Annotated in this window: 24 protein-coding genes; 14 read left to right on the plus strand and 10 right to left on the minus strand. The window is 60.8% G+C overall.

Translation table 11 applies throughout. The features are described from left to right. Positions 1–158 precede the first annotated feature (158 nt). A complete protein-coding gene (locus Q1A75_RS17460; protein ID WP_299548738.1) occupies positions 159–611 on the plus strand; it encodes a DUF2267 domain-containing protein in 453 nt (150 codons plus the stop codon). A gap of 66 nt (positions 612–677) precedes the next feature. Here Q1A75_RS17460 and Q1A75_RS17465 read toward each other — a convergent pair whose 3' ends face one another. Next, positions 678–1,076 carry a cytochrome c gene (locus Q1A75_RS17465; RefSeq protein WP_299548741.1) on the minus strand — a complete coding sequence of 133 codons (399 nt, stop codon included), beginning with the start codon at positions 1,074–1,076 and terminating at the stop codon, positions 678–680. Positions 1,077–1,192: 116 nt separating this feature from the next. Here Q1A75_RS17465 and Q1A75_RS17470 point away from each other — a divergent pair, with 116 nt between their 5' ends. Continuing rightward, positions 1,193–1,753, plus strand: a complete 561-nt coding sequence (locus Q1A75_RS17470) for a DinB family protein (RefSeq protein ID WP_299548744.1) — start codon at positions 1,193–1,195, stop codon at positions 1,751–1,753. Here the strand turns inward: Q1A75_RS17470 and Q1A75_RS17475 are convergent. Together Q1A75_RS17475 and Q1A75_RS17480 are read right to left on the minus strand one after the other, a co-directional pair. Then, entirely contained in the window at positions 1,750–2,214 is a 465-nt protein-coding gene (locus tag Q1A75_RS17475; protein WP_299548747.1) for a hypothetical protein, read from the minus strand. The genes Q1A75_RS17470 and Q1A75_RS17475 overlap by 4 nt on opposite strands. Before the next feature lie 96 nt (positions 2,215–2,310). Continuing rightward, a complete protein-coding gene (locus Q1A75_RS17480; RefSeq protein WP_299548750.1) occupies positions 2,311–2,883 on the minus strand; it encodes an NAD(P)H-dependent oxidoreductase in 573 nt (190 codons plus the stop codon). 122 nt (positions 2,884–3,005) lie between these two features. Between Q1A75_RS17480 and Q1A75_RS17485 the strand changes: the two genes are divergently transcribed. Together Q1A75_RS17485 and Q1A75_RS17490 are read left to right on the plus strand one after the other, a co-directional pair. After that, the gene (locus Q1A75_RS17485; RefSeq protein ID WP_299548753.1) at positions 3,006–3,887 is read left to right on the plus strand and encodes a LysR family transcriptional regulator; all 882 of its coding nucleotides are present in this window, start codon (positions 3,006–3,008) and stop codon (positions 3,885–3,887) included. Beyond that, positions 3,884–4,771 carry a DMT family transporter gene (locus tag Q1A75_RS17490; RefSeq protein WP_299548831.1) on the plus strand — a complete coding sequence of 296 codons (888 nt, stop codon included), beginning with the start codon at positions 3,884–3,886 and terminating at the stop codon, positions 4,769–4,771. Before Q1A75_RS17485 ends, Q1A75_RS17490 begins: the two co-directional genes overlap by 4 nt. A gap of 91 nt (positions 4,772–4,862) precedes the next feature. Here the strand turns inward: Q1A75_RS17490 and Q1A75_RS17495 are convergent, their stop codons facing one another. Next, on the minus strand, positions 4,863–5,168 hold the full coding sequence (locus Q1A75_RS17495; RefSeq protein WP_299592605.1) for a hypothetical protein: 306 nt from the start codon (positions 5,166–5,168) through the stop codon (positions 4,863–4,865). 541 nt (positions 5,169–5,709) lie between these two features. After that, positions 5,710–6,045, minus strand: a complete 336-nt coding sequence (locus Q1A75_RS17500; protein WP_189368186.1) for a metalloregulator ArsR/SmtB family transcription factor — start codon at positions 6,043–6,045, stop codon at positions 5,710–5,712. Between the two features lie 355 nt (positions 6,046–6,400). Between Q1A75_RS17500 and Q1A75_RS17505 the strand changes: the two genes are divergently transcribed. The 6 genes from Q1A75_RS17505 (at position 6,401) to Q1A75_RS17530 (ending at position 10,114) form a co-directional block, all read left to right on the plus strand. Then, the gene (locus tag Q1A75_RS17505) at positions 6,401–7,303 is read left to right on the plus strand and encodes a LysR family transcriptional regulator (protein WP_299548758.1); all 903 of its coding nucleotides are present in this window, start codon (positions 6,401–6,403) and stop codon (positions 7,301–7,303) included. A 186-nt stretch (positions 7,304–7,489) separates the two neighbouring features. Next, positions 7,490–7,825: an AtpZ/AtpI family protein gene (locus tag Q1A75_RS17510; protein WP_299548761.1), complete on the plus strand. Its 336-nt coding sequence runs from the start codon at positions 7,490–7,492 to the stop codon at positions 7,823–7,825. A 15-nt stretch (positions 7,826–7,840) separates the two neighbouring features. Next, positions 7,841–8,599: a F0F1 ATP synthase subunit A gene (locus Q1A75_RS17515; RefSeq protein WP_299548764.1), complete on the plus strand. Its 759-nt coding sequence runs from the start codon at positions 7,841–7,843 to the stop codon at positions 8,597–8,599. Positions 8,600–8,661: 62 nt separating this feature from the next. After that, complete coding sequence (locus tag Q1A75_RS17520) at positions 8,662–8,886, plus strand: F0F1 ATP synthase subunit C (protein WP_015496525.1); 225 nt, start codon at positions 8,662–8,664, stop codon at positions 8,884–8,886. A 111-nt stretch (positions 8,887–8,997) separates the two neighbouring features. Continuing rightward, positions 8,998–9,534 carry a F0F1 ATP synthase subunit B' gene (locus Q1A75_RS17525; RefSeq protein ID WP_299548767.1) on the plus strand — a complete coding sequence of 179 codons (537 nt, stop codon included), beginning with the start codon at positions 8,998–9,000 and terminating at the stop codon, positions 9,532–9,534. 4 nt (positions 9,535–9,538) lie between these two features. Next, a complete protein-coding gene (locus Q1A75_RS17530; protein WP_299208166.1) occupies positions 9,539–10,114 on the plus strand; it encodes a F0F1 ATP synthase subunit B in 576 nt (191 codons plus the stop codon). 144 nt (positions 10,115–10,258) lie between these two features. Here Q1A75_RS17530 and Q1A75_RS17535 read toward each other — a convergent pair whose 3' ends face one another. Continuing rightward, positions 10,259–11,026 (minus strand): FCD domain-containing protein, encoded by a 768-nt coding sequence (locus Q1A75_RS17535; RefSeq protein ID WP_299548770.1) that lies wholly within the window; start codon positions 11,024–11,026, stop codon positions 10,259–10,261. A gap of 249 nt (positions 11,027–11,275) precedes the next feature. On the opposite strand from Q1A75_RS17535, the gene Q1A75_RS17540 reads away from it, so the two are divergent. After that, positions 11,276–11,680, plus strand: a complete 405-nt coding sequence (locus Q1A75_RS17540; RefSeq protein ID WP_299548773.1) for a hypothetical protein — start codon at positions 11,276–11,278, stop codon at positions 11,678–11,680. A gap of 128 nt (positions 11,681–11,808) precedes the next feature. Further along, positions 11,809–15,264 (plus strand): chromosome segregation protein SMC, encoded by a 3,456-nt coding sequence (gene smc / locus Q1A75_RS17545; RefSeq protein ID WP_299548776.1) that lies wholly within the window; start codon positions 11,809–11,811, stop codon positions 15,262–15,264. A 298-nt stretch (positions 15,265–15,562) separates the two neighbouring features. Here smc and Q1A75_RS17550 read toward each other — a convergent pair whose 3' ends face one another. The 3 genes from Q1A75_RS17550 to cobD are packed head-to-tail and all read right to left on the minus strand — an operon-like array spanning position 15,563 to position 18,581. After that, a complete protein-coding gene (locus Q1A75_RS17550; RefSeq protein ID WP_299548779.1) occupies positions 15,563–16,735 on the minus strand; it encodes a lytic murein transglycosylase in 1,173 nt (390 codons plus the stop codon). Further along, a complete protein-coding gene (gene cbiB / locus Q1A75_RS17555) occupies positions 16,723–17,643 on the minus strand; it encodes an adenosylcobinamide-phosphate synthase CbiB (protein ID WP_299548782.1) in 921 nt (306 codons plus the stop codon). The genes Q1A75_RS17550 and cbiB overlap by 13 nt, the downstream gene beginning before the upstream one ends. Next, positions 17,640–18,581 (minus strand): threonine-phosphate decarboxylase CobD, encoded by a 942-nt coding sequence (gene cobD / locus Q1A75_RS17560; protein WP_299548834.1) that lies wholly within the window; start codon positions 18,579–18,581, stop codon positions 17,640–17,642. Before cobD ends, cbiB begins: the two co-directional genes overlap by 4 nt. Before the next feature lie 183 nt (positions 18,582–18,764). On the opposite strand from cobD, the gene Q1A75_RS17565 reads away from it, so the two are divergent. Beyond that, positions 18,765–19,124 carry a response regulator gene (locus Q1A75_RS17565; protein ID WP_299548785.1) on the plus strand — a complete coding sequence of 120 codons (360 nt, stop codon included), beginning with the start codon at positions 18,765–18,767 and terminating at the stop codon, positions 19,122–19,124. Here Q1A75_RS17565 and Q1A75_RS17570 read toward each other — a convergent pair. Beyond that, on the minus strand, positions 19,117–20,100 hold the full coding sequence (locus tag Q1A75_RS17570) for a glutathione S-transferase family protein (protein ID WP_299548788.1): 984 nt from the start codon (positions 20,098–20,100) through the stop codon (positions 19,117–19,119). The two genes, Q1A75_RS17565 and Q1A75_RS17570, sit on opposite strands and share 8 nt — an antisense overlap. A gap of 222 nt (positions 20,101–20,322) precedes the next feature. Here Q1A75_RS17570 and Q1A75_RS17575 point away from each other — a divergent pair, with 222 nt between their 5' ends. Beyond that, on the plus strand, positions 20,323–20,679 hold the full coding sequence (locus Q1A75_RS17575; protein WP_299548791.1) for a hypothetical protein: 357 nt from the start codon (positions 20,323–20,325) through the stop codon (positions 20,677–20,679). Positions 20,680–20,870 lie beyond the last annotated feature (191 nt).

Here is a 20,870-nt window from a genome sequence, read left to right on the forward strand (position 1 = left end):
TAGGCCCCGCGCGCGGTTGAGTCAAGCATTGCAACATCGGGCAGGCCATGGTTGCGCACAAGGGCGCGCCCGCCCTTCCCGACATCGACAGTTTGGGCTTGGCTTCGCTACACTGTTCAACGTCTAAACATGCTGCGGGGTCGAATTTGTCAATGCCAATGCCGTGGACATACAGGCACGCCTCAAAAGAGTGGCGCGCTTTTCTGAATGATGTGAAGGAGCGCATGTCGCTTGCTTCGGACAACATGGCGTACACTGCCGTGGACGGAGTGCTGCAGGTGTTTCGACGCCGCTTGACCGCACAGCAGGGTCTTTTGTTCGCCGGTGTTCTGCCCAGTGTGCTGCGCGCAATCTTCGTTCAGGGGTGGGACATCACTGTGCCTCCCTTTCCGTTCCCAGAGCGTTCAGATTTGATTGAAGAGGTCAAGCAGGTCCGGCCACACCACAATCTGACGCCGAACAATGCGATCGACGCAACGGCGTGGGCCATCCGGCGGTGCACCAGCGCAAGGGATTTCAACCGTGTCCTGGAGCGATTGCCCGTCGGTTCGGTTGCCTTTTGGCATGTCGATGTGGATGACCCGGCCGAGTTGGAACAACGGATCATTTGACTAGGGCTTAGCCTTTTGCCGTCAGGTGAGCACGATGTCGCGCTCAACAGGTGCCCGGCACGCAATCTATTCCTGAATGCTCTGCAAATAGGCCATCAGGTCCACGATGGGTTTGCTTGTCAGGATGGGCTGGCCGGTTTCGGCCTTGATGGCCGTATCATCGCCTTCGAAGTACCAGCCATAGACCGGCATGGGCGAGCCGTGGCTGACCAGAGGATCGCGCCCATCGATACGCGATACCACCCGTATAACCGGAAAGGTTCCGTCGTTGCGGGTCGCAAGGTCCCGCAGGCTGGGCGGCTGGAGAAGCAGGGCAGGGCGCATCGGACCATTGCCGCGCGCCTCGACCCCGTGGCAGGTTGCGCAGTGGCGCTGGTATAGCGTGGCGCCGGTGCTTATGTCCTGACCCATGGCGGTAAGCGGGGCGCTGCATATCAGGGCGAAGGTGGCGATGATGTGTTTCATGGTCCGTCTCCTGTCTGGTACGCATCACACGATAGGGGCCGCCTCAAACCGCGCTGTGATCTTGATCAAATCCTGGCAGATTCTCCCCAAGCAGAACCGGAAAGGGACATTGCCCAATGACACCTCTCTTTGCGCCGCAAGCCTACAACAACGCCTGGTCCAATTATCGCTTGCACCGCGCATGCGCGGGCCTGAATGCCGAAGAGCTGGCGGCGCCACGCCCATCTTTCTTCGGGTCGATCATCGCCACGCTCAATCACATTCTGAGTGTTGACCTGTTTTACGTTTCTGCGCTGGAAGGTGCGTGTGTCGGCCCATCCGCTTTTGTCGAGGAGGTGCCGCATCCCGATATGTCCGTCTTGCGGGCAGCGCAGCGCGATGTGGATCGCCGCCTGATCTCATTGACGGAGGATGCAATCCTGCCGGACCCGTCACGCCTTGTGCAGATGCCCCGTGATCGCGGCGTACAGGCAGAGCGGTTCGATCGCACCTTTCTGCACCTGATCCAGCACCAGATCCATCACCGGGGGCAGGTACATGCCCTTTTGAGCATGACGCCTGTGCCGCCGCCGCAGCTTGATGAGTTTTACATGGCTTGGGACGACGACGCCCAAAGACGTGCCCCGGATCTGACCGATATGGGGTTTAGTGACGCAGACATTTGGGGTGGCCGTTAAGCGGAGCGCCGATATGCGCTGAGCCAATCGTTGATCGCACGTGCCGACCGGCGGGGGCCGTTGCCAGACATGTAGGCTTCGACCAATGGGTAGGGTGCGGTGGCATCATGGAAGGTCAGGGTTGGACGTGCGGTGTCCGAGAAATCGTCAATTTCGACCTTGCGCACCGCATCCAACCTGTACTTAGCATTCTGATACTTGAAGAGCGTACGGCGCTGGACTGTTACCGTACCCGCATTGGCGTCAAAGATGACCTGATCGCGTTTGACGGCCATTGCGAAGATGCCGAGCGGTACTCCTGCCCCCAGCAGCACGGTTAACAGCCCACTCGTTTCGCCCGCTGCCATCACCGCAAGGCCAGCCGCCGCACAGGCGATGATGCAGATGATCAGCCCACCCCCAAGTATCCACGGCGCGTGGGCCAGGATCAGTTGGCTGGGCATGTTGCGCACGACAGTCATATTGCGACGCTATCTTCGCACCTGCGCACCATGCAACGGTGAACCCGCCCCACGGGTCGATCCGCGAGACGGTTTTCCACCGTGCCGATCTGTCCGTCAGGCGGCGAGTTTTGCGATCTCTGCTTTGGCGTTCCTTACTGCTTCTTCTCCGTTAGCCATGACACGATCCGCAGCGATTACTTCGACATCGTGGATGCCGGTAAAACCCAGTACGTGTTTCAGGTAGCCCGTGGCAAAGTCGACCTCGCTTCCGACGGATGTGCCGCCGGTTGCCACGGCGATGATCGCGCGTTTGCCGTCCAACAGGCCGACGGGTCCGGTTTTGCTGTATTTGAAGGTCAGGTCGGCACGGGCGATCAGGTCGATCCACGCCTTCAATGCGGCGGGGGCGCCAAAGTTGTAAACCGGCATGCCGATGACGATGGTGTCAGCGGCTTTCAATTCGTCCACGAGGCTGTCCGACAGCGCCAACGTGTCGCGCTGTGCCGCGTCGCGGTCATCAGCCGGCGTGAAGTTGGCGTTGATCCAGGTTTCGTTGATCTGAGGCAGCGCTTCGGTCAGGTCCCGGCGGATCACGTCGCCGCCGAGTTTCGATACGATGTCGGAGGTCAGGTCACGTGTCACGGAGCCTTGGGTGCAGGCGGAACTGTCGATGTGCAGGATGGTCATGGTCGGGTCCTCGGTGTGGGAATTGACTGCGGTGTGCCGGTAGAATTGGGCCTTGCAAATTCGAACGCAATTCCTAAGACTCAACAGCATCTGTTGGGATTTGCACAAAGAGCTTTTGGCCTATGGACAATTGGGATGAGATCAAGACCGCCTATCAGGTTGCCCGGATGGGCACGGTCAGCGGGGCGGCTGAAGTTCTGGGCGTGCACCACGCGACTGTTATCCGCCACATCGATGCGCTCGAGGGGCGTTTGGGGGTGAAGCTGTTTCAGCGCCACGCCCGGGGCTATACCCCGACCGAGGCGGGGGATGATCTGTTCCGCGTAGCACAGGCCACGGATGACCAGTTCAGTCAGTTGGTCGGTCGGATCAAGGGGCGCGGGACCGAAGTGTCGGGCGAGCTGGTCGTCACCTCACTGGTCACCATGGCGCCACGCATGGCGCCGGTGTTGACCGAGTTCCAGCAGAAGCATCCGGACGTTGTCGTACGCTACCTGACCGGTGAACGGCTGTTTCGCCTTGAATATGGTGAGGCCCATGTGGCCATCCGGGCAGGGAACGCACCGGATCAGCCGGACAATGTTGTGCAGCCCTTTGTGCGCCAGTCCATGGGTCTTTATGCGACCAAGACATACATCGCTGAACATGGGCACCCGGAGGATATTGCGACGACCAAGGGCCACCGCTTTGTCAGCCACGACTCTGCAGACAACCGCGCGCCTTTCCACAAATGGCTACGCAGTCAGGTGGCCGAAGATGATATCACCTTCCGCTCGACCGATGTGCGTGCCTTAGAGCAGGCGGTTTTGGCCGGTGCGGGTATTGGGTTCTTGTCTGTGATGGAGGCGCGGGCAAATCCCGACTTGGTTGAAATCGTGACCCCGCGCGAGGATTGGTCATCGCCCCTTTGGCTTGTGACTCACGTGGATCTGCATCGTACGAACAAGGTGCAGGCGTTCCTGACCTTCCTCAAGGAAAAGTCCAAGGGGTGGCACGTCTTGTGAGCGCAGGTTTGCGCGGTCATGCGGCCATGCTGCTGTTTTCGGCGCTGGTCGCCGGATCCTTTTCGCTGGGTGCCATGGCTGCGAATGAAATTGCACCGGCTGCCCTGAATGCGGCCCGGTTCTGGATCGCGGCCCTCGTCATCGGTGTGGCAGTTGTGGTGCGGGGCGGGGTGCCGCGCACAGCCCTACAAGCGCCGTGGCGCTACGCCATGTTGGGTGGGCTGTTCGCGATCTACTTCGTGCTCATGTTCGAGGGTTTGAAGACGGCCGCGCCGGTCAGTGCGGCTGCTGTCTTTACGCTCACCCCGGTCATGTCGGGCGTCTTTGGTTATGTATTGCTGCGACAGATCACAACACCCCGCATGGCGCTGGGCCTTGCAGTTGGGGCTTCAGGCGCGCTTTGGGTGATTTTCCGTGCCGACCTGTCCGCCTTTTTGGCATTTGAGGTCGGTCGTGGTGAAATCATCTATTTCGTCGGTTGCGTCAGCCACGCGATCTACACACCCATGGTGCGCAAGATGAACCGGGGCGAGCCTGCCGTTGTGTTCACCTTTGGGATGCTCATTGCCGGGGCCGTTCTGCTGACGTTGTGGGGCTGGCGCGATCTGGTAGCGACGCCGTGGACCGATCTGCCCGGTATTGTCTGGGTCACACTGATCTATGTGTCGATCTTTGCCTCTGCCGCCACCTTTGTGCTTTTACAGTTTGCCACCCTGCGCCTGCCATCGGCCAAGGTCATGGCCTATACCTACCTCACCCCCAGTTGGGTGATCCTGTGGGAGGTGGCGCTGGGCAACGGCGTGCCGCCGGGCATCGTTTGGGTTGGCGTGGGCCTGACCATTGTAGCACTGTCGCTTCTCCTCCGGGATGAAGAGCGCGCATAAAGAAACCCGTTTTCGGACAGCGTCCTGCGGAGTGCGTCCAATGACAATGGCGCAGGCGTTTCACCTGACAGCGGGCGCTCACGCGGATCGATCAGGACCGGTTTGGGGCCAGCGAACTTTGCATCTGAGTAGACAGGTATGACAGCATCTCACGCCGATTACCGCGCATCAAAATGGTGGCGCGTGCGTCCGACCGAATGGCAAATGGCGCGAGGTGAAACGCGGATTCATTTGAACCCACAATGTATCGTGCGGCGCGAATGACGCCGAGCTGAACTTCCAGATGGTACTCTTGCGGATGAAAGATGAAGTAGCCCGCGTTCTCCATCATCGCGGTCGACCAGCTGATGGTCACGTTTATGACGGCGCCGCGAAAGATAGAGCTTCTCCGGGCCATCCACGTCGATTCGGGCACACCTCTTTTTGATATAGGCGCGGAATTCCGGCGTGTCGCTCAGCCAGGGGCCATGCCCAAACCCCGGAGTTGGCAACACCAACCTGTCGATCCGGGTCGGCGTCCCTATCACACTCACGGGCAGTCCGTCGCGAAAAACGGTTTGCAAAGGGGCCAGAACGCTTTGTAGCATGGACTCCATGTGCATTTGTACCCGTGTCGGAACGACCAGGCCGTCGGGCGCGGTATCGAGGTGATCCAATGCTCACAAGCGTACAAGGCTTTCCAACATGAAGTGCCCGAATTGGGAATGTCCAAGCCCGGCATAGACATGTGTGCTTGGTAGATGATCTGTTGCAGGCTCCAAACGCGACGCGGCACTCACCCGCCCCCCGCGACAAACGGGCCTGCGACAAGGGCAGAAATGCCCCGCGTCGGTGGAACACGCCGTGTGGCGTCCTGTCGTCTTCAACAGTATTAGGCATGATAACTGCACTCCGCACCATTCGAAGGCGTGCGGGCGGTAGCGCGTCCGTGACATCGGTCAGAGCGGGTCACCCTCTGACAACTCTGCGGCCAGGAACCGTTCGAACGCATCCATGTTCACGGGCTCGAACTGGCCAAATCCCTGCATCCACACCGAGGCCCCGCGCATTGCGTCGGGGTCCAGTTTGCACCATTTCACGCGCCCGCGCTTTTCCTGTTGGATCAACCCGGCGCGTGTCAGGATCGTCAGGTGCTTGGAGATCGCAGCAAGCGACATCTCGAACGGTTCGGCCACGTCGGTGACGGCCATGTCATCCTCGAGTAACATCGTCAGGATCGCCCGCCGCGTGGGGTCGGCGAGTGCGGAAAAGACGGTGTCGAGCGGATCGGCCATGGCCTGTCATACCGGGCGCCGAGGCCAAGGGGAAGCGATCAGAGGTATGGGTGTCTGCTTTCACGCGACGGCCAGCGGTGTGACATGAGCGCGCGTTGATGCGCTGTGAGCCCGATGTCACGCGCGATCTGGTCAGTCATCGGGGGCAACGCGGTACCCTTGGTTGGTTTGATCTTGCGCCTGGATTGCATGAAATTCGCACAAGTGGAGAGTGCGCGCAAAAGCGCGTTTTGATGGATGGTGAGCATGAGAAGCCTCGTGTGTTGGGGAATGCTTGCAGTTTGCCCGAAGTTCGGCATTGCCACAAACAGAGTTCCCTGACATCACTTGTGCAGTTTTTGCACAGGTGAGCGAAATGGCCCGCACATTGCCCCCGCTAAACGCGTTGCGCGCCTTCGAAGCGGCCGCCCGCCACGAAAGTTTCAGCCGTGCGGCAGAAGAATTGGGCGTGAGCCATTCTGCGATCAGCCGCCATGTGCGGGGTCTGGAGGCGCGGCTGGGGGTCCAGTTGTTCCGGGATGCGTCGCGTGGTGTCACGCTGACGGCTGAAGGTGGTCACTACATGCAGCGGATCCGTCCGGCCTTTGATGTGATTGCGGAAGCGACCGAGGGCTTGGCAGACACGCCAGCGGGGCGCGTGGTGGTCAACAGTGAACCGCTTTTCGCAACCAAGGTGATCGCGCCGCTGCTGCGAAAGCTTCAAAACGATCTGCCGGAGATCGAGTTGCGTCTGATCGCTTCGGATCAATTGGCGGATTTGGATAGGTTCGAGGCGGATATGGCCATCCGCTTTGCCCACAAGGGTGTCCTGGATGTGCCATCGGACTTGATCAGCGATGCAAAGCTGTTTCCCTACGCCGCCCCGGGGCTAGTTCCCGACAATCGCATCCGCGTCGAACATTTGGGTCGGTATCAACTGTTCAGAGATCGGCACGAACTTGTCTGGACGAAATGGTGCGCGATTGCCGGGTTTGATCCCGCCCTTGTCAACGAGGGGGAGTGGCGTGCGCGCATGCCGCTTGCGTTCGAAGCGGCGATACACGGTGCCGGTCTTTATATGGGGTCGGCGGATTGTGCGGCTGTGGAGGTTGTATCCGAGCGTTTGGTGCGCCTGTCGGATGTCGGGTTTCGGTTGGGGGCGTTCCATCTGCTGACCAGTGGACAAGCGGGGCGGCGCAAGGCCGTCCGATCCGTGCGCACATGGCTGCTGGATCATACACGAGCGCTGCGCTCGGATGAAAATCAACCAGATGGTTGAATGACGGAATTGGCTCAATTTGCCGGTTTCAGAGGGTGCGGCGGGTTGTCTTGTGTCGATAGGTGCCGAGAAATGTACAATTAAAACAATGGCTAAGGCGGTGATTTCTGCGCACCTGTGCTGCGTTGACTCACGTCGCCCCGCGCCATATCCAACCTTCGAACCAAATGACGGGATGAAAGGCGCGTGACCGACCCCGAAGACGCAGACCGACTGAAGGCCCTGAGCGCCAAAATCGACGCTGCTAAGGAAGAGCACGCCCCGAAACCTCGTACACCGGATCATCACTCTCAGGCCCAGTTGGCCTGGCGCATGGTGATTGAGCTAGTGGCCGGTCTGGGGATCGGGTTTGGCATGGGATACGGGTTGGACGCACTGTTTGGCACCTCTCCGTTTCTCATGATCATATTTATTTTTCTGGGCTTCGCGGCCGGTGTCAAAACAATGATGCGCAGTGCGAAAGAGGTTCAGAGCATGCGAGAGGCCGAAGAGGCCGACAAGGATGACGCCCCGCGGGGCTAGGACGGAGAAAGCCGGATGGCAGACGAAGCGCACGGTGAAGGTAGTGGACTTTCATTCCACCCGATGGATCAGTTCGAAGTCAAACCGTTGTTCGGTGGTGGCTATGACGTGCATTGGTACACCATCACCAACGTGACGCTGTGGCTGGCCCTTGCGATCCTTGCGATCATCGGCCTGATGGTTCTGACCACGTCCAAGCGCGCCACTGTTCCGGGCCGCGGCCAATCCATTGCCGAACTGATGTATGGCTTTGTCTACAAGATGGTCGAGGATGTGACCGGCAAGGACGGGATCAAGTATTTTCCCTACATCATGACGCTGTTCATGTTCATCCTCTGTGCCAACTTCCTTGGCCTGATCCCGATGTCGTTCACGACCACGTCGCATATCGCCGTCACCGCAATCCTTGGTTTTGGTGTGTTCTTCGCCGTCACCATACTGGGGTTTGTCAAAAACGGCGCTTCGTTCCTCGGGCTATTCTGGGTTTCCAGCGCGCCGCTGCCACTGCGCCCGGTCCTCGCAATCATCGAGATCATTTCGTACTTCGTGCGCCCCGTCAGCCACTCCATTCGTCTTGCTGGCAACATGATGGCGGGCCACGCAGTTCTGAAAGTGTTCGCTGGCTTTGCCCAAGTCGCAGCTATCGCGCCTGTCGCCATCATTGGCGTTATGGCGATCTACGGGCTCGAAGTGCTGGTGTCGGCCATCCAGGCCTACGTCTTCACAATCCTCACATGCGTGTATCTCAAGGACGCATTGCACCCGCATCACTAATGAATGGCGGGGCTGATCCCGCCGGACACATCTACTAACTTCCAATCGTAAGGAGAATTCTCATGGAAGGTGAACTCGCACACATCGGCGCAGGCCTGGCAGCAATCGGTTCCGGCGCAGCCGCTATCGGTGTGGGCCACGTCGCTGGCAACTTCCTCGCTGGCGCCCTGCGCAACCCATCGGCAGCCGCCGGTCAGACCGCGACCCTGTTCATCGGCATCGCCTTTGCAGAAGCCCTGGGGATCTTCTCGTTCCTCGTCGCTCTGCTGCTGATGTTCGCCGTCTAAGCTTCTCTGGCGACATTCCTTACGGTCGGGCGGCGTGATACAGTCACGCTGCCCGATGTATGGCTCGCAATTCGGCCCTGATCGCAGGGCTACCTCAGGGGAACGACTGTTATGGCAGAAAATACAAATGCTGCAGGTGAGGTGGCGATTGGCGCGCCTCCGGGTATGCCGCAGCTGAACGTGGGAACTTTCGACAACCAGGTGTTCTGGTTGCTTGTGACCCTCGTCGTTATCTATTTCGTGCTGTCGCGCGTGGCCCTGCCGCGGATCGCGGCCATCCTTGCCGAACGGCAGGGGACCATTACGAATGACATCGCCGCGGCCGAAGATCTGAAGGCCAAGGCGGAGTCTGCCGAGGCGGCCTATGACAAGGCACTGGCCGACGCACGTGCCGAAGCGCAACGCATCGCGGGCGAGACCAAGGCGGCCATCCAAGCCGATCTGGACGTCGCCATCGAAAAGGCGGACGCAGAGATTGCTGCCAAGGCGGCCGAGAGCGAAAAGGCGATTGCCGACATTCGCGCCGGAGCTCAGGACGCCGTCAAAGTGGTGGCCAAGGACGCGGCCAAGGACATCGTGGCCCTCATGGGTGGCAAGGCCGATGCCAAGTCCATCACGGCAGCCGTCACAGCCCGGATGAAAGGTTAAGACCATGCGTTATCTCACCCTGACATCGCTGGCCGTTCTGGCTGCTGGTCCGGCCATGGCCGCATCGAAAAACCCGTTCTCGGCAGATTTCTGGAAGCTGAGCAACACGGACTTCATCGTTCTGGTTGCCTTCATCCTGTTCATCGCCGTCCTGTTCTACTTCAAGGTGCCCGGCATGATCTCGAAAATGCTGGACGACCGCGCAAGCGGCATCCAGTCCGAGATCAATGAAGCCCGCGCCCTGCGTGAAGAAGCACAGACTTTGCTGGCGTCATACGAGCGCAAGCAAAAGGAAGTGCAGGGACAGGCGGACAAGATTGTCGAACAGGCCAAGAAGGACGCGGAAGCTGCCGCCGAACAAGCGCGTGCGGACCTGAAAGTGTCCATCGAGCGCCGCCTTGCTGCAGCGACGGATCAGATTGCTTCTGCCGAAGCTGGTGCCGTCAAAGAGGTGCGTGACACCGCTGCTGTGGTCGCTGTCCAAGCGGCCCGTGACGTGATCGCCAAGCAGATGACGGCAACGGACGGCAACAAGCTGATCGACGACGCCATTGCCGAGGTAGACGCACGTCTGCACTGACGGGTCGACACCGCAACCAATTAAAAACCCCGGGCAAATGCACCGGGGTTTTTTGTTTCTTCTGACTGGAAATACGACGGGGAGGCGCGCGAGCAGCGGGGCAGAGCCCCCAAAGATGTAGTCGCGCGCAGCGCGTCCTTTGGATTACGTTCCGGTTTCGTGATCCAGCCGTTGGCGTGCAATCTCTTCGTTGTGTTCGGCCTTTTGCTGATCGCGGAGCGCCCGCTCAACATAGTCCAGATGGGCATGCACAGCCGACCGCGCGGCGTCCGGGTCGCGGCCCTGTAGGGCCTCGTTGATCTGGCGGTGCTGGTCCAGTAGGGCTTGCCGCGTCGTGCGTTGCTTGAACATGACCTGCCGGTTGTAGAACACACCGTCCCGGAGCAGCTGGTACATCGACCGCATCATGTGGAGCATGATGACGTTGTGGCTGGCTTCGATGATCGCCATGTGGAACTGCGCATCAAGCTGCGCCTCTTCCTCTCCGTTGCGCTTGGGATGGGCGGCTTCCATCTTTTCAAAGACCTTCTGCACAACGGCCAAGTCAGTGTCCGAGGCGAGCCGAGCGGCGCGTTCTGCCGCCAGACCTTCCATGTCCCGGCGGAAGCTGAGGTAGTCGAACACAGCCTCGTCATGGCGGGCGAAAAGCTCGGTCAAAGCAGGGGCAAAGGCCGATCCCAGAACGTCTGCCACATAGACGCCTGCGCCCGGTTTTGCCACCAACAGGCCCGTCTCTTGCAAGGTTCCGATGGCGTCGCGCAGGGAGGGGCGAGAGACACCCATGCGCTCGGCCAGCTCGCGTTCGGGGGGCAGGCGTTCGCCGGGCCGCAGGATGCCGCGCAGGATCAATTGCTCGATCTGCCGGATCACGGCGGCGGAGAGTTTGTCGGGTTGGACGGGGCGAAAGGGCATGAGGACTCCGGTCGAATTGGTAAAATCATATGACCAATGGCCTGGGGGTGCAATTGCGTGAATGTGCCCTGAGTCGGTGCTCGCATTTACCTTGCTTTCATGGAGATTACCGCCGAAAGCAGGGTGTCACCCCCCGTGCAGCATCCGTACACCCCCTGTACACCCCCAACGGACGCAGAAGCGGTGGTTAACGCAACGCACGCTGATGCGTTAATCCATTCTTAACCGTAGGCCTGCTCATGTACGCAAATGCGTTGGATACCGCCCTTCCTGATGGCGTTGGCCGCCTGCAACACGCCCGGTCCCCATTTTCGCGGCCTGCCCGCCACGACGGTCACTGTTGACGGATCAACCTTTGATGTGCGTGTCCGGGGGCGTCTGGCCGAGGCGCTGCGCACCAACATGGAATATGCCCCGCGCTTTGGCCCGATCCGCCAACGCGCAGCCATGGCGATGGAGATTGTGAGCGGCTGTAAGGTCAAGGAAGTGCGGGGCGATCAGGCGCTGGCCACTGGCATCCTGGATTGCGGCAAGGGTGGCCCACCGATTGATCGGCTGAAGCCACAAGGCGAATACAGCTGTTACACGCTGGACAGCTATGTCAGTCCAGCGACGCATGAACTCGTTCTGGACGTGGATTGCACCGTGATCTGAGGTCGCAAACCGCAATATCTTGTGGATAACCTGCGGCTTCCCGCACATTCTGGGGTGTTGGCGTTGACAGGGCTGCGGAACACCGTCCACGATGCCAGTCCAGTAAGACTCAGGCCAGAGGTGCGCGCTTGCGCTTTTCGAAACTCAGACTGACGGGCTTTAAGTCCTTTGTGGATCCCACCGATCTGATCATCGCGGATGGGCTGACCGGTGTTGTGGGTCCGAATGGGTGCGGCAAGTCGAACCTGCTGGAAGCGCTGCGCTGGGTGATGGGTGAAAACCGCCCCACCGCGATGCGCGGCGGCGGGATGGAAGACGTGATCTTTGCCGGGGCGGCCACGCGACCCGCCCGCAACTTCGCCGAGGTCAGCCTGCATATCGACAACTCCGAGCGTCTGGCCCCGGCGGGATTCAACGATCAGGATGTGCTTGAGATCGTGCGCCGGATCACGCGGGACGTGGGCAGCGCCTACAAGACCAACGGCAAGGATGTGCGGGCGCGCGATGTGCAGATGCTGTTTGCCGATGCCTCTACGGGCGCGCATTCGCCTGCGCTGGTGCGGCAGGGGCAGATTGCCGAACTGATCAACGCCAAGCCGAAGAACCGACGCCGGATTCTGGAAGAGGCAGCGGGCATTTCGGGCCTGTATCAGCGGCGACATGAAGCCGAGTTGAAGCTGAAGGGCGCTGAACAGAACCTGGCCCGCGTTGATGATGTGACTGAACAGTTGGCGGCGCAATTGTCCCAACTGGCGCGGCAGGCACGACAGGCGGCGCGCTATCGCGAGATTGGCGACAGTCTGCGCAAGGCCGAGGGGCAGTTGCTGTATCGTCGCTGGCGCGAAGCGGATGATGCGCGCGCGGCTGCAGATGAGGAGTTGAAGGGCCGGACAACTGCGGCGGCGCAAGCCCAGGGAGCTGTGCAGGTGTCGGCCAAGGCGCGGGCTGCGGCCGAGGATGCCCTGCCACCCTTGCGCGAGGAAGACGCGATTGCGGCTGCCGTGTTGCAGCGTCTGGCCGTCCAGCGCGATACGCTGTCCGATCAGGAGCAGCAGGCGGAGCAGGCGATTGAGACCCTTGAGGGGCGCATTGCCCAACTGGCCCGCGACATCGAACGCGAAGGTGGGTTGAACAAGGACGCGGGCGAGACCATCGAACGACTTGAGTGGGAAGCAGCCGAGATTGCCAAGGCGAGCGAGGGTCACGACGGCTTGCTGGCGGCGGCTGCTGAGGCTGCGCGCGAGGCCGGGCAGGTGCTGCAAGCCCGCGAGGGCGATCAGTCTGACAAGACTGAGGATGTGGCGCGTTTGGCGGCCCGCCACGGGTCTGCCCAGCGTTTGCTGGAGGACAGCCGTAAGGTTGAGACGAAGTCAGAGGCCGAGGCCGAGAAGGCGCGTGCCGCCGTGGCGACCAGCGGCGCGGCGCTGGACAAGGCTGGCGTGGATTTCGAGGCTGCACAGGTTGCAGCGACCGACGCCGAGGCCACGGCCAAACGTGCTGACGCTGCGTTGATTTCTGCCGAGGAAGCGCGGGCCGAAACACAGTCGCGCGAGGCGGATGCACGGGCCGAGCGGTCCGAGGCCGAGGGCGAGATGAATGCTCTGCGCGCCGAGGCGGGTGCGCTAGCCAAGCTGGTGGAGCGGGACACGGCCGAGGGTGGTCAGATCCTGGACCGCTTGCAAGTGCAACAAGGGTTCGAAAAGGCGCTTGGCGCGGCTTTGGCGGATGATCTGCGTGCGCCAGAGGTCGATGCAGATGGTCCGTCGGGGTGGGCGGTGTTGCCCCCGTACGATACTGATCAGCCCTTGCCGGACGGTGTCACGGCCCTGACCCAGCACGTGTCGGTGCCGGATGTTCTGGTCCGTCGGATGTCGCAGATCGGGTTGGTTGAGGCGGACGATGCGGCCCGTTTGCAGCCCTTATTGAAGCCCGGTCAGCGGCTCGTGTCGCAGGAAGGCGATGTGTGGCGCTGGGATGGGTTCCGTGCCTGGGCCGAGGATGCGCCAAGTGCGGCGGCCCTGCGCCTGCAGCAGTTGAACCGGCTGGAAGAGTTGAAGCAGTCGCTGGAGCGCGCCACGTCCCGCGCCGATGGGGCGCGGCAGGCGCATGAGGCGTTGACGGCCCGCATGGCCGAGTTGACCGAGGCCGATAAGCAGGCCCGTAATGCCCGTCGTGAGGCCGATCGGATGGTGGCGGATGCCGCCCGTGCCCTGAGCCGGGCCGAGGCTGATCGCAATCTGGCAGAGGGGCGGTTGGAGTCTCTTGGTCTTGCGGTGACCCGCCATGAAGAGGATGCGATGGCCGCCCGTGCCCGCGTGTCCGAGGCCGAGGCGGCGCTGGCTGACTTGCCTGATCTTGAGCTGGCGCGGGCCGAGGTTGAGGACCTGCGCATGACCGTCGAGGCGGCCCGCATCACCATGATGTCGCGCCGGTCGGCCCATGATGATCTGCGCCGCACAGGCGAGGCGCGTGTGAAGCGCGCGCAAGAGATCACCAAGGAAGTGAGCGGCTGGAAGCATCGCTTGGAGACGGCGGAGCGGCGCACTGCGGAGCTGGTGGACCGAAAGGTCACGTCGGAGGCCGATCTGAAGACGGCGCAGGCGGCGCCTGCCGAGTTGGCCGCCAAGCGTGAGGCGCTGAGCGAAGAGATTGCGCGGGCCGAGGCCCGCAAGGCAGAGGCCGCCAACGCGTTGTCCGAGGGTGAGGGCGTGTTGCGCGATGCGACGCTTGCCGAGCGTGAAGCCGAGCGGTTGGCCTCCGAGGCGCGCGAGGCGCGGGCGCGGTCCGAGGCGCGGGCGGAAGCGGCGCGCGAGACCGTATCCTATGCCGCCGAGCGGATTGCTGAAGAGCAGCAGATGACACCTAATCAGTTGCTGACTGCGCTGGATGTTACACCTGATCAGATGTCGGGTGCGGAGGCGTTGGAGACCGAGGTGGGGCGCCTGAAGCGTCAGCGCGATGCGCTGGGTGCGGTGAACCTGCGGGCCGAGGAAGACGCCAAGGAGGTGCAGGAAGAGCATGATACGCTTGTCAGTGAAAAGGCCGATTTGGAAGAGGCCATCAAGACCCTGCGCAGCGGCATTGCCAGCCTGAACCGCGAGGGGCGCGAGCGGTTGCTGACCGCCTTTGAGCAGGTGAATTCGAACTTTTCGTTGCTCTTTACCCACCTGTTTGGTGGCGGTGAGGCGAACCTGGTCATGGTCGAAAGCGAGGACCCGCTGGAGGCTGGCCTTGAGATCATGTGTCAGCCGCCCGGCAAGAAGCTGTCGACGCTGAGCCTGCTGTCGGGTGGGGAACAGACGCTGACGGCCATGGCGTTGATCTTTGCCGTGTTCCTGGCGAACCCGGCGCCGATCTGTGTGCTGGACGAGGTGGACGCGCCGCTGGACGACGCGAACGTGACGCGTTTCTGCGACCTGCTGGACGAGATGTGCCGCCGGACCGATACGCGGTTCCTGATCATCACGCACCATGCCGTGACGATGGCGCGGATGGATCGGTTGTTCGGTGTGACCATGGCCGAGCAGGGGGTCAGCCAGCTGGTGTCGGTGGACCTGAAGAAAGCCGAGACGCTTGTTGCGTAGGGCAAGATGTGCGTCACGCTAATTCAACTTTGAGTTAATCTTTCGCTCTTACCTCAGACGTGCGGTCCCAAATGGGCCGCGCAAGTAGGTGAGTACTCTGTCAGAAAACAACTATCGAAAGTGGATGGTTGTAATCGCGCTGGTGACGCTGGCCGTTATGATTATCGGGCTGTGACCTGAAAAGAGTGACCCGGTAGAGTAGCCGCTCTGCCAGGTCTGTTATTCGGTGAGTACCTGAACAACAACTATCGATGGTTAGAATATACGCCGAAACTTACCAAATTACAAACGTCCGCAGTTATAGGCGGTTGAGCAACGCCTGCGTTGGCCAGGCATCGGCCGGCAGGCCCAGCCGCGTCTGTTCGGCTTGAACAGCGGCCCGCGTTCCGGCGCCTAGAATGCCATCGATCTTACCTACGTTGTGCCCGCGTGCCTGCAATTTGGTTTGTAAGCGTTTCATCTGATCAGCCCCAAGCCCAGGCTCGGGGTTGCCTGCGTCATAGACCTGCGCCCCGCCCAGCCGTGTTGCGAAATAGGCGGCGGTCAGGACATATGTGAATGACTGGTTCCACTCGAAATACACATCGAAGTTGGGATAGGCGAGGAAGGCAGGTCCCTTGCGTCCTTGTGGTAGGATCAGGGAGGCCGGCAGGTTCGAGAGCGCGCCGCTGCGCGCCTCCACGCCAAGGGCCTGCCAGCGTGCCACGCTTTGCGGTTTGCCCGCCCCGCTCAGGCTCCAATCCATATCGGCGGGCACGGTGACTTCCTGTAGCCATGGTTCACCCGCGCGCCAGCCGAAATGCTTAAGCATCTTGCCGCCGGAAAGCAGGGCATCTGGAGCAGATGATTTCAGACGCACGGCCCCGTCGCCATCGCCATCCACGCCATTTTCGATGATGTCGGCGGGTAGCATTTGCACCATGCCAATCTCACCTGCCCAGGCACCGGTCGTGCGTTGCGGGTCAAAATCCCCCTGCGCAAACAACTCCATCCCTGCGAATACCTGTGGGCGGAACAGTTCTGGCCTGCGACAGTCATGTGCGAGTGTGACGAGCGCGTTGGCGGTGTTGAAATCGCCCTGAAACGCGCCGTAATCCGTCTCGAAGGCCCAGAAGGCCAGAAGGACGTTGCGGTCCACGCCATAGTCGCGCTCGACCCGGTCAAACACAGAATCCCATTGCCGCGCCTTGGCCTTGCCAGCGTTGATGCGGTTTTGCGAAATCAGGCGACGGGAAAAATCGATGAATGGGCGTTGGAATACGCCTTGGGCACGGTCGGCGCGCAGGACCGCCGGGTCCTGACGCACAGAGGCGAGAAAACGATCCGCTGTTTCGGCGGATATGCCGCGCGACACTGCTTCGGATTTCAGGTTGTCCTTGAAGGCCGAGAAGTTGCCGCCGCAACTCGCCAATGCCAGCCCTGGTAAGGCGGCCACCGCGGCCGCGGCCAAGACCTGTTTCAAAATACGCATATGAAAAACCCTAAAAGACCAAGAATACCGACAACCAGACCCCAAGTTTTCCACACGATAGATATGGCGCTGTCAATGTCGGTCGGGTTCAGGTCGCGTCGACCGCGGCCATTCACCCATGCCAAGTCTTCGACCTGTCCGTGGTAGCTGCGCGGTCCCGCCAGCGCGACGTCCATGCCGTGGCCCATGGCGGCCTCGGGCCAGCCCGCGTTCGGGGATCGGTGCAGGCGCGCGTCCGATCTGATCATGTGCCATTGCGACACGGCACCACCGACAAGAGCGATCAGCGCGCCCGTCAGTCGTGCGGGTATCCAGTTCAGCACATCGTCCAGACGTGCGGCAGCCCAGCCGAATTCTGCATGGCGCGGGGTGAGGTAGCCCACCATGCTGTCCGCCGTGTTGACCACCTTGTAGATCAGGATGCCGGGCACACCCGCAATCAGAAACCAGAAGGCCGGGGCGATCACGCCATCGCTGAAATTCTCGGACAGGCTTTCGATCCCGGCGCGTGTGACTTGCGAGGATGAAGACGTGCTGACATCGCGGCTGACGATCATGCGGATGGCGCGGCGGCCTTCTTCGACCGACTGGCGCAATCCGTTGGCAACGGCGGTTACATGCGAAACGAGCGACCGGTGTGCCAGCAGAATGGCGGTGACGATCACTTCGGCAAGCCAGCCGAGTTGGCTGATGGCCCAGCCGGTTGCCGCAGCGACGATGACAATAAGCGCGATGGCCAGAGCACCTTTGACCCTCGCGCCGGGTTCGGTATTCCACCGTTTGTCCAATGCGCCAATTGTCCGCCCCATCAGAACTGCCGGATGCGGCACGCGAGACCAGAGCCAGCGCGGTTCGCCCGCAATGGCGTCGAGGCACAGTGCAAGCGCAAGGATGACGAGGCTATTCAAAGCGCCGCCTCGACCCGCTGCCAGTCCTTCGCTGCGGGCAGGCCCAGGCGCAGCCAGCGCGTGCTGTAGGGAAAGATGCGGCTCCAGATATGGGCTTGCGCCAAGCGCTGTTGAAAGGCGGCTGCGTCGCCGACGTCGTAAAGCCGGAACAGGGATGTACCACCGACCAGATCGGCCCCGCGCGCCGCCATCAGCGTGTCGAGCCGGTGCGCGTCTGTTGCCAGTCTGGTTCGGGTGTCGGTAGCCCACTTTTTATCCTCGAGTGCCAGTGCCCCGACATCGAGCGCGATGCCGGACACAGGCCACGGGCCCAGCATATCCGTGAGGCGTGCAATGAGTGCTGGATCCCCAATCACGAAGCCAAGCCGCAGGCCAGCAAGCCCCCAGAACTTGCCAAAGCTTTTGAGGATGAGTGTTCCGGGCTGCGCTGCTTGTGCAATGAGGCTGGACTGAGGGGTGACGTCGCAAAAGCTTTCGTCGATCACCGTCAGCTTGGCGTTTGCATCTTTGACGGCCCACATATGCCCGTCGGGATTGTTCGGATGCACCAGAACGCAGGCGTCGGCCTGTCCATCGTTGGATAGGGTCCAACCGTGGTTTGTGAAACTGGCCGCGTGTTCGTTGTAGGTGGGTGTCTGGATGCGCGCCGTACCCGGCGGCGCAAGACGAGGGATTTGTGCAATGATGGAGGATGCACCGGGCGTGGCCAGTACCCCTGCGGCACGCGGCACCGACCAGAACCGATGGGCGGCCGTTGTCAGTCGCGTGGCTGCTGCCGTATCGGGCAATGCGGTCCAGGCATCGGGTGTGATTGGCGGCACCGGGTATGCGTGCGGATTAATGCCGGTTGACAAGTCGACCCAATCTTCGCGGTGCCCACCATACTGTTTGATCGCATCATCAAGGCCTCCCCCGTGATCTCTTTTCCGCAGCAAAATGCAAGCCTCCTATGTCGTTTACGTCCGTTTCGGCGACATCCAGCTTGCAAAAAGCGGAATGCCGCGCAGTTTTCAAGGGAATGTGAATGCGTTAACGAATTATCGGAAACGTTAACTGATTGTTAAGACAATCTTGCCCAGTAGTTTACAGGCGGGGCCGCGTTGGGGTGGCTCGGAGTGAATATGAATGTATTGATTGTAGAGAGTCGGCCTGAGCTGGGGGTGTTGTGGAAACGACATCTTGAGCGTCAAGGCGCCGTTGTGTCTCTGGTTCGGGGGCAGGATGAGGCTGTCGAATACCTGTCAGAACATGCGGCAGACATCATCGTGATGGATCTTGTTCTTGGAGACGGGAGTGCATTGGCGGTGTCCGATTTCGCGAGCTACCGCCATCCCAATGCGCGCGTCATCTTCGTGACCGATACCTCCTTTTTTTCGGACGGGTCGATCTTCAACCATTCCAGCAATGCCTGCGCCTTTGTCCCCGCGGGGACACCGCCAGAGGATCTGGCGGCGATGGTTGAGCATTACGGGGTCAGCTGACCGCGTCGCGCCCGTGGGGTGCCGCAAAATCGATGACGGCGTTGATGGGTACGATCCGGTGCGGATTGATGCTTTCGTGGCTGTAGTGATAGTGGCGCACGATGTGGTCCATGTTCACGGTCCCCGCCACGCCCGGGACCTGATACAGTTCGCGCGTGTAGGCCCAGAGGTTGGGGTAATCCATCAGCCGCTTGCGGTTGCATTTGAAGTGCAGGTGATAGACCGGATCGAACCGCACCAACGTGGTAAAGAGCCGCCAGTCGGCCTCGGTGATCTGGTTGCCCATCAGATAGCGTGACGTGGACAGACGACCCTCCAACCAGTCGAGCGTATCAAAAAGGGGGTGCACGGCATCGTCATATGCCTCTTGCGTGGTGGCAAAGCCCGACTTGTAGACACCGTTGTTGAGCGTGTCGTAGATGCGGTCATTCACGGGGGCCATGGCATCCCGCAGGTCTTCGGGCCAATAGTCGTCGCTGTTGCCGGTGATACCGTCGAACGCGGAATTGAACATGCGGATGATTTCGGAGCTTTCGTTGCTCACGATGGTTTCGCGCTGTTTGTCCCACAAGATTGGTACGGTGACACGGCCCGAAAACTGTGGATCAGCCTTGGTATAGATGTCGCGGGCAAAGGGCAGGCTGTAGAGACGATCGCCGGTGGCGCCCTTGTCGTCCGTTTCGAACGTCCAGCCATCGGACATCATGTCGGGGTGCACGGCCGAGACACCGATGTGATCCGTCAGACCCTTGAGGTTGCGGAAGATCAGGGCCCGATGTGCCCATGGGCAGGCATATGAGACGTAGAGGTGATAGCGTCCGCTTTCAGCTTTGAAGCCGTCAGACCCCGATGGGCCCGCGCCGCCATCGGCGGTGATCCAGTTGCGAAACTTGGCCTGACTGCGCTGGAATTTCCCGCCGCTTGATTTCGTGTCGTACCACTGGTCGTGCCAGACACCGTCCACCAATAGACCCATGTTGTTTCTCCTGCTTGTGCCGGGTTTGATGTAGCGGTCGCGGGATTGCCCGCAAAGCGTTGGACGCGCGCATTGCGCCTGCGTCTGTGCACACACATATGAAAAAACCGGAGTCACAGGAAAGCCACATCCTGAAAGACTCGTGGGATGTCATTGGAATTTAACTGGAACGACTCATTTTCGAGTCATCTTCTGGCGTGGGGAGCGAAAGGAAAGACTGCCATGTCGACATTCGTACCGAAGGAAGTGCAAGCCGGCCTCGACAGTGCGCGCTTGCAGTCGTTGAAAGCGGCATCGCGGTTACGCCTTGCTGCCGACGGTGTGACGTACCCGGTTCTGCGCATGTGGAAGACCGGGTTTTCCATGCAGGCGGATGCAGCGCCACATCTGCGTGGCTATGTCGACCTGTATGACGGGGCGATCCATTTGTTCCAATGCCTGATCGTGGCGTCCGATGAAGAGGCGGGCGAGATGCGGTATGAGTTCAAGCGCCTGACGGCGGTGGCCGAGAAACCGGCGCTTGATTTCGTACGGGCCGAGGATGCGCCGGTGGCGTTGCTGACCCGGCGGGTGGACTGATCGTGAACATCTTAACGCGCCATACGTTGGGCAGAGGGTGGCGAAACTGCACAGTTTTCGTTTGAAACTGCGCGTTTTCCTGCTGGGTAATCGGGCCGGAAATGGTCCCTTTTAGGCGATTTGCACAGTTTGACCGTCAAACTGCACATTTTTGTTGTGATGACGTCGGTAACGGTCTGTTCAAGAACGTT

This window comes from uncultured Tateyamaria sp., assembly GCF_947504105.1.
In the GTDB taxonomy this organism is placed as follows: Bacteria; Pseudomonadota; Alphaproteobacteria; order Rhodobacterales; family Rhodobacteraceae; genus Tateyamaria.

Coding starts and splice junctions, on each gene's coding strand:
- Q1A75_RS17460 (WP_299548738.1), top strand. CDS start 159: ATGCCGTGGACATACAGGCACGCCTCAAAAGAGTGGCGCGCTTTTCTG.
- Q1A75_RS17465 (WP_299548741.1), bottom strand. CDS start 1,076: ATGAAACACATCATCGCCACCTTCGCCCTGATATGCAGCGCCCCGCTT.
- Q1A75_RS17470 (WP_299548744.1), top strand. CDS start 1,193: ATGACACCTCTCTTTGCGCCGCAAGCCTACAACAACGCCTGGTCCAAT.
- Q1A75_RS17475 (WP_299548747.1), bottom strand. CDS start 2,214: ATGACTGTCGTGCGCAACATGCCCAGCCAACTGATCCTGGCCCACGCG.
- Q1A75_RS17480 (WP_299548750.1), bottom strand. CDS start 2,883: ATGACCATCCTGCACATCGACAGTTCCGCCTGCACCCAAGGCTCCGTG.
- Q1A75_RS17485 (WP_299548753.1), top strand. CDS start 3,006: ATGGACAATTGGGATGAGATCAAGACCGCCTATCAGGTTGCCCGGATG.
- Q1A75_RS17495 (WP_299592605.1), bottom strand. CDS start 5,168: ATGGCCCGGAGAAGCTCTATCTTTCGCGGCGCCGTCATAAACGTGACC.
- Q1A75_RS17500 (WP_189368186.1), bottom strand. CDS start 6,045: ATGGCCGATCCGCTCGACACCGTCTTTTCCGCACTCGCCGACCCCACG.
- Q1A75_RS17505 (WP_299548758.1), top strand. CDS start 6,401: ATGGCCCGCACATTGCCCCCGCTAAACGCGTTGCGCGCCTTCGAAGCG.
- Q1A75_RS17515 (WP_299548764.1), top strand. CDS start 7,841: ATGGCAGACGAAGCGCACGGTGAAGGTAGTGGACTTTCATTCCACCCG.
- Q1A75_RS17520 (WP_015496525.1), top strand. CDS start 8,662: ATGGAAGGTGAACTCGCACACATCGGCGCAGGCCTGGCAGCAATCGGT.
- Q1A75_RS17525 (WP_299548767.1), top strand. CDS start 8,998: ATGGCAGAAAATACAAATGCTGCAGGTGAGGTGGCGATTGGCGCGCCT.
- Q1A75_RS17530 (WP_299208166.1), top strand. CDS start 9,539: ATGCGTTATCTCACCCTGACATCGCTGGCCGTTCTGGCTGCTGGTCCG.
- Q1A75_RS17535 (WP_299548770.1), bottom strand. CDS start 11,026: ATGCCCTTTCGCCCCGTCCAACCCGACAAACTCTCCGCCGCCGTGATC.
- Q1A75_RS17540 (WP_299548773.1), top strand. CDS start 11,276: ATGCGTTGGATACCGCCCTTCCTGATGGCGTTGGCCGCCTGCAACACG.
- Q1A75_RS17550 (WP_299548779.1), bottom strand. CDS start 16,735: ATGCGTATTTTGAAACAGGTCTTGGCCGCGGCCGCGGTGGCCGCCTTA.
- Q1A75_RS17565 (WP_299548785.1), top strand. CDS start 18,765: ATGAATGTATTGATTGTAGAGAGTCGGCCTGAGCTGGGGGTGTTGTGG.
- Q1A75_RS17570 (WP_299548788.1), bottom strand. CDS start 20,100: ATGGGTCTATTGGTGGACGGTGTCTGGCACGACCAGTGGTACGACACG.
- Q1A75_RS17575 (WP_299548791.1), top strand. CDS start 20,323: ATGTCGACATTCGTACCGAAGGAAGTGCAAGCCGGCCTCGACAGTGCG.